Genomic DNA, 1608 nt, shown 5'->3' on the forward strand with positions numbered 1-1608 from the left:
CTTGATCTTTAACCTGAGCGGCGTGGTCGCGGAGTGGTCGACTGCGTGGTCCGGGACGTGGTGGTGCCGGTCTTGCGGGATGTGTGGACGTCATGGCGTGGGGTGGGCCGGGTGTTCTTTCGGCCGGGAGGCCGTCCGGGGCCGGGACGGGTGGGTTTCGGTGCCCCGGCCGGGCAGTCGGCCGTCGGGCGGATGTGCCGGAAGTCGCGGCGGACACGCGCGGGCGTGAGCCTGTCCGGGGACACGGGCCTCTCCCATGGGCGGCGCCGGTCTGCTGCCAGTGGCCGGGCCAGTCGCAGTTGGGTGTAGGCGGCGAGGATCAGCCAGGTCCAGCGGTCGGCCGCCTCGGGGGTGCGGATCTTCGGGCAGGTCCAGCCGAGGGTCTGCTTGAACAGGCGGAAGGTGTGCTCGATGTCGAAACGACGCAAGTAAGCGTGCCAGAGCCGGTCTGTGACTGCTGCGTCTGCGCCGGTGCCGGACCACCACAGCCAGACCGGCTTCGGGGTGGCTCCGCTGGGCAGGTGATCGATGTCCAGGCGGATCACGGTCCCCTCGACGACCGGGAGTGCACCGTCCGCCGCGGCCCACGAGGAACGGTGGGTGAGCTTGGGGTGGAGCCGGTCCCACGAGCGTGCTCGGGCGGTGCCGTAGAGGCGGGTATGGGTGACGGTTTCGGTGTCCGGGGTGCCCCAGGTGTCGGGCTGTCCGAAGACGAACTCGCCGCCGTGCCGGGGCGGCCGGCCCATGGTGTGGGGTTGGCGCGGCGGCGCCGGCCTGCGCAGGACACGGTCCGACCGCATCCGGGCCAGCACCTGGACCGGCAGATCCTTCAGCAGGAAGGCCAGGCGGGGTGCGTCGTATCCGGCGTCCGCGATGACGAGGACGTCCGGGTCGCCGGCCTGCCACTGGCCTGCGGTGATCAGCCGCTCGACCAGCTCGCGCAACTGCCGCGCGGTGACGGTCGCGGTGTCGTCCCCGGGTGCCAGACGCAACGCGTCCAGCGGAGCGGTCCACGAGCTGCGGCCCGGCTCCAGCGCGCAGACGATCGAGTACGGCCACCCGGGAACGGGGATGTGCTGGTCCTTGCCCCGGCCATAGGTGTGACACAGGACCCGCTGCGGTGAGGTGTGGGCGTCCGGCCGCAGCCAACACGTGACGTCGACGGCCAGGACCAGCCGCCCGTCGGCGGCCCGCGGCAGCGGCACCGAGGCCAGGGCCCGTCGCATCCGGTCCGTATCGATCCGGCCCTTGGAGATGGCGGCGTAGAGTCCTCCGTGGCCGCGGCGGTGTTCGCCCACCAGCGACAGCTCGGCCAGCGACCTCACCGGCCCGTCACCGCACAGAACCGCGTCGGCCAGCTCGAACAGAGCATCCGAACGAGCGGTGAGACAGGCATAGAACTCGCCCCGGAAGCGTGACAGTTCGGCCAGCGGCTCCTGCCGGGCATCGTGATGTTGCAGACTCATCCTCACGGCCTTCGTGCTGGACGTGTGTGTTCCTTGGTCGGAGCACATGTTCAGCCGAAGGCCGCTTCCGTGTACGGCGGATACCGAACCGAGTGATCAAGTACGACGCACCGTTCGACGGCACACGTTAAAGATCAAGCTA

1 protein-coding gene is annotated in these 1608 nt (G+C 70.3%); it reads right to left on the minus strand.

All coding sequences use genetic code 11. The features are described 5' to 3' along the window. Positions 1-8 precede the first annotated feature (8 nt). Positions 9-1466, minus strand: coding sequence for an NF041680 family putative transposase (locus ABZ621_RS37560; RefSeq protein WP_360611663.1), 1458 nt, complete (start codon positions 1464-1466; stop codon positions 9-11). Positions 1467-1608 lie beyond the last annotated feature (142 nt).

Source organism: Streptomyces sp. NPDC007863, assembly GCF_040633895.1.
GTDB lineage: Bacteria > Actinomycetota > Actinomycetes > Streptomycetales > Streptomycetaceae > Streptomyces.